Genomic DNA, 4,459 nt, shown 5'->3' with positions numbered 1-4,459 from the left:
TATCGGACGACGCCCCAGCCGCGAGGGCCGTGGCAGCAGTTGGCAAATCAATTGCCATTGTCGGCTAGTCAAATCGCTGGAATACTTTATCTCCGTCTTCATGCTGCGGCTCCTTCCAAAGGCTGCTAACCAAATGAGGGAGCCGTAGCTATTTTCACAATGCAGGCAATTTCAAAACACGTTCAAAGAAAAACGCATCGTGAGGCCTCCTTGCAGAAGATGGATTTGTGAAAAAACCATCCGAGCAAGTGAGGACTTTTTTAGCGACGTCAGTTCGCCAACGAAAAATCGAAGCAGTGCTGCGATAGCGGTGCTTAGTGTTTAGCTGCAAACAGGTTGCGACTTCTACGTGACATTCGTTGCATCATCCTACGCGGCTGGGCAACAGACTTAACTCGCGGCGGTGTTCACGACCTCTTGCGATAACTGCATTGAGCTAGGTCGCTCGTTTTTATCGACCGCACAACTTAATAAGGTAGCTTTGACTCCCAAAATCGTTCTGTGAAGTGTCCCAAATCGGCCTTGTGTGAACCGTTGGGACATTCCTCCCCTATTGAGGTAATGACCCCTGGCTTGCCTCCATCTACCCGGCCAAATGAGGTTCATCCGAGTAAAGCATGCGCTGGGTTCATCGCATTGGGGTGGTTCCGGAACCTGGGCGTGCTGGGTGTTTGTGGCAGTTCTTTCTGTTCCTACACGTTGTCTTAACTTTGCGCAAGCTTTTGGCCGCGCGATTTTTTAGAATCGGCCTTGCAAAAGTTGCCGTGGCCCACGTTGGTGCTGCGCCGATCTTTGATAATTGAACTCTTTCCTTCCTAGCTCAAGTAGCCACCTCGCTCGCCGCGACTCGGCTAGAGATCCGTCGGTAGAGCGCCAGGACGTCGATTGCTCGAAGCGATTTCTTTTTGTCACACAGAGAGGTAGTTTTGTGTTGCAAAACTATGGGACAAACACTATAAAACAAGGGGTATGACGAGTGATATTTAATAAAAAATTCGGTTTCGAGAAATAAGGCGCGACAAAAACCAATCCGCGTTGCGCAGAAGCGAGCAAAGATTGTTCGCTTTACGCAACTCGCGGTGTCTTGGCTCACAGTTCAATTGGAATTTTGCAGTTCGATATGGGGCCAATTAACTTTGGGTAGGATCCCGTATTCGGTCTGAGGCCTTTTTTACCTGACATCAAGCTTTTTCCATAAAGTGCCGGCCGACGACCAGCAGCCGTGGTGAGAGAGCTTCCACGACAACAGGCAGTCTTGCGAGGATCAATCCACAAACCTAGCAACGCACAAATCTGCGGATTCCAGCCTCTATCGGGCAGGAATCCAGCTGCTCCGCTTTGAGCCATTTTCACGATAATTCCGCTAGATATAGCCCAAAACAAAACTATACTTGAGAGTTTAGTTTTCCTATCCGAATCCTTACTGTGCCTGCCGGAGTTTGCATGTCTGAGACCGCCCCCTGGATAACCTACCGCCCTGAACTCAAGGTGCTTGACTGCACCATCCGCGACGGCGGCCTCATCAACAAGCATCAATTTACCGATGAAACGGTTCGCGCCGTTTATGAGACATGCATCGAGGCTGGCATCGACGCCATGGAGGTCGGCTATAAGAATTCTCCCAAGCCTTTCCCCAAGGGTGAGTTCGGTCCCTGGCGACACTGCGACGAAGAGGATCTCAATCGTCTTTTCGCTGGTCACGACCTTGAGCGCACGGGCCTGAAACTCTGTGCAATGGCTGACGCCGGCAAGAGCGACTACCGCGACCAAATCGTTCCGCGCAATGAGAGCGTGTTGGACATGATTCGGGTGGCATTCTATGCCCACCAGGTTTCCGAAGCGGTGCAGATGATCGAGTATTGCGCCGAGTTGGGCTACGACACCACCGCCAACCTCATGGCGGTTTCCAACATCGAAGACGTAGAGATCGACACCGTCCTCAGTTCGATTCGTGACACTCCCGCCCAGGTGATGGTGATTGTTGACAGTTTTGGACACCTTTACCGCGAGCAGATCGACCGGTTGTATAAGAAGTATGTCGCCGCGCTCGAAGGGACCGGCAAAGAAATCGGCATCCACGCCCACAACAATCAGCAACTCGCCTTTGCCAACACGGTTGAAGCCATCATCCTGGGTTCCAACCGAGTCGATGCCACAATGTTCGGCCTGGGTCGTGGAGCGGGCAATTGCCCCATGGAACTGCTGCTCGGCTTTCTGCGCAACCCCAAATTCAAACTCCGCCCTGTGATCAAGCTCATCCAGGAACAGATCCTGCCGCTCAAGGAAAAGATGGACTGGGGACCAAGCATCCCCTACAACATCACCGGCCAAATGAATCTGCATCCTCGCGATGCCATGGAATTTCGCGAAGGCAAATCCCCCGACGACTATCTCGCCTTCTTCGACGATATCGTTTTTGACAACTAGAAGCGGCGACTAAAGTTCCTTCCCTATCAGTTCCATCTGGTATATCGGCAGATGTCGATAGTAGACCTCTAGCATGTAGGTCGACAAGCACGTAACAAACAGTCGCCCCCCTTCACCATTCCAGCGAAAGCCTTGCGGGTCCCAACTCCCCCGTTCGCGGCCTTCCTGGATTTGGTGCTGGGGAATGACGACTTTCATCTTGTCGTTCCAAGCCCGCCAGTGTTGGCCTTCCATGTGGTGGCACACTTGGGTCGCATAGTACCAAGTGTAAACATCCCGATCGCGCTTCCACTCAGGCAGATGATCCATCAAGAGATTCGCTCCACGCACGAGTCTTTCATCATCATGCCCCCAGCCCAGATATTGTCTGCAGAGTAGCCCTTCAGCCGACATGCTCACGGTAGGGCCACGCTCTGGTTGATAGCTGTACTGACTCCCATACTCATGGCTCACTGAGTCGAGATATTTCTCAATCCGATTCAGGCACGGGGTGGGCACTTCGAGTCCAGCCATCCGCGCGCTTTGCAAGGCCATTACGAACCAACCCGTGACCGAGAGATCGCTTCCCGTGCCGGGAAAATACTTCCACCCCCCCTCGGGTGCTTGCACAGTTACACAATAGTCCACTGCTCGCTGAGCCGGATCGCGGTAGCGGGCGTCCTGGGTCATGCCATAAAGCTCGCACAGTGCAATCGTACAGAGAGCATGGGTGTACAGCTGCTGGGTTCCCTGACCTGACTCAAAGAAATTGCCGTTATCATCCTGCTTGCTTAGTAGCTTAGTCCAAGCGCGGGAAACGACTTCCGCAAATGGCTCGTCCTTGGCATCCTGTTGTGGTGTGTAACCTGCCCCTTGGAAGGCAATCAATGCCATGGCCGTCGCGGCCTCGACATTTTCAGACCGCGCACCGTCTTCATACGGTCCCACCAGACTCCAGGTACCGTCGCGACTCCGATTCCGGGACAACCAACGGAGGGCCTCCAACACAGCTCTCTGCGTAGCAGCAGTTCCACCATATGCATCGAGCAAAGCTTCTTGCATCCCCCGTTCTCGGCCAGAGAGCGCCATTTGGATAGGGTCCGAAATCAATGGCATGGCCCGAGCCAGTAGTGGAGTTTCGGTCGCCGTGGGAGAGAGTGCAACGGCCTCAGCAACCTGCGGAATCGGTTCAGGAATAAGTGAGTCTTCGATTTGTTCTACAGGAGAATCCAGTGGGATATCGAAATCCCCGCCACCCGAGAGTGGGTCTTCGTTGTCGTAGTAATCAAATAAGAGCACGAGATCTTCGCGCCCTTGGGGCGTTATGAGGATCAGCCCCAATATGATCACGATCAGCATGTGCAGTGCGGCACTAAACAGCCAGGGAGGCGACTCCGTGAAAATCTGGCTCGGCGACCACAATGGCGGTAGCGGATCCTCCTCGGAACGCTTGAGCTTTTTCGATGCTGGTAAATTTGCCGGCTTAATATTTCCAGCAACTTGCGCAAGCGGGGCCACAACAACCTCGTGAAGGTCGTCGCCAAAGACTGGGCGAGGCTCCGATGCATGCATGAAAGTTCTCCGTTCCGAGGCAAAATTACTGTCTAATATCAAGTCTAGCCCTGCCCACAGAGCCAGGCAAGCAAGCCAATCTCGACGTTAGTCGGCATCCTCGCCAAGCGGTACTTCCTGTTTTAGTCATCATAGGCCCAAATAGGATTACCATCGGAAACGAGTTAGGCTCTGCCACGCCTGTTCCTACGATGATTTCCCATAGCCAAGACACTTTTTGCCCATCGTACGGTTTAGGGTGTCTAAGCAGGTAGCCAGACCTGTCATCTAACCAAACATCTTCAAGTTTCCTGCCCTTCGCTTCCGAAATTCAGGGGAGTATCCTCGATCGATGACCCGCACCAAAGTGGGCCTGTGTGAGCATCATGATTGTGGGTAGTGGAGCTAGGTTGGGTAATTTTTCCAGTAGTCGCCCCAGCCGCCGGGTTGGCTGAGGTAAAGGGCGCGGAGGTGGCAGACGGCGTCAGAGCCGGCTTCGCTC

Annotated in this window: 2 protein-coding genes; one reads left to right on the top strand and one right to left on the bottom strand. The window is 53.3% G+C overall.

Going from position 1 to position 4,459, the window contains the following annotated elements; all coding sequences use genetic code 11:
* The first annotated feature begins 1,443 nt into the window (after positions 1–1,443).
* A complete protein-coding gene (locus tag Pla144_RS24315; RefSeq protein ID WP_146453308.1) occupies positions 1,444–2,427 on the top strand; it encodes an aldolase catalytic domain-containing protein in 984 nt (327 codons plus the stop codon).
* Positions 2,428–2,436: 9 nt separating this feature from the next.
* On the opposite strand, the gene Pla144_RS24310 is transcribed toward Pla144_RS24315, so the two are convergent.
* Positions 2,437–3,978, bottom strand: a complete 1,542-nt coding sequence (locus Pla144_RS24310; protein ID WP_146453307.1) for a prenyltransferase/squalene oxidase repeat-containing protein — start codon at positions 3,976–3,978, stop codon at positions 2,437–2,439.
* Positions 3,979–4,459 lie beyond the last annotated feature (481 nt).

Origin of the sequence: Bythopirellula polymerisocia (genome assembly GCF_007860015.1) — a bacterium.
In the GTDB taxonomy this organism is placed as follows: domain Bacteria; phylum Planctomycetota; class Planctomycetia; order Pirellulales; family Lacipirellulaceae; genus Bythopirellula; species Bythopirellula polymerisocia.
Note: the sequence above shows the minus strand (reverse complement) of the source record. Positions and strands in the feature narration are given on the sequence as shown.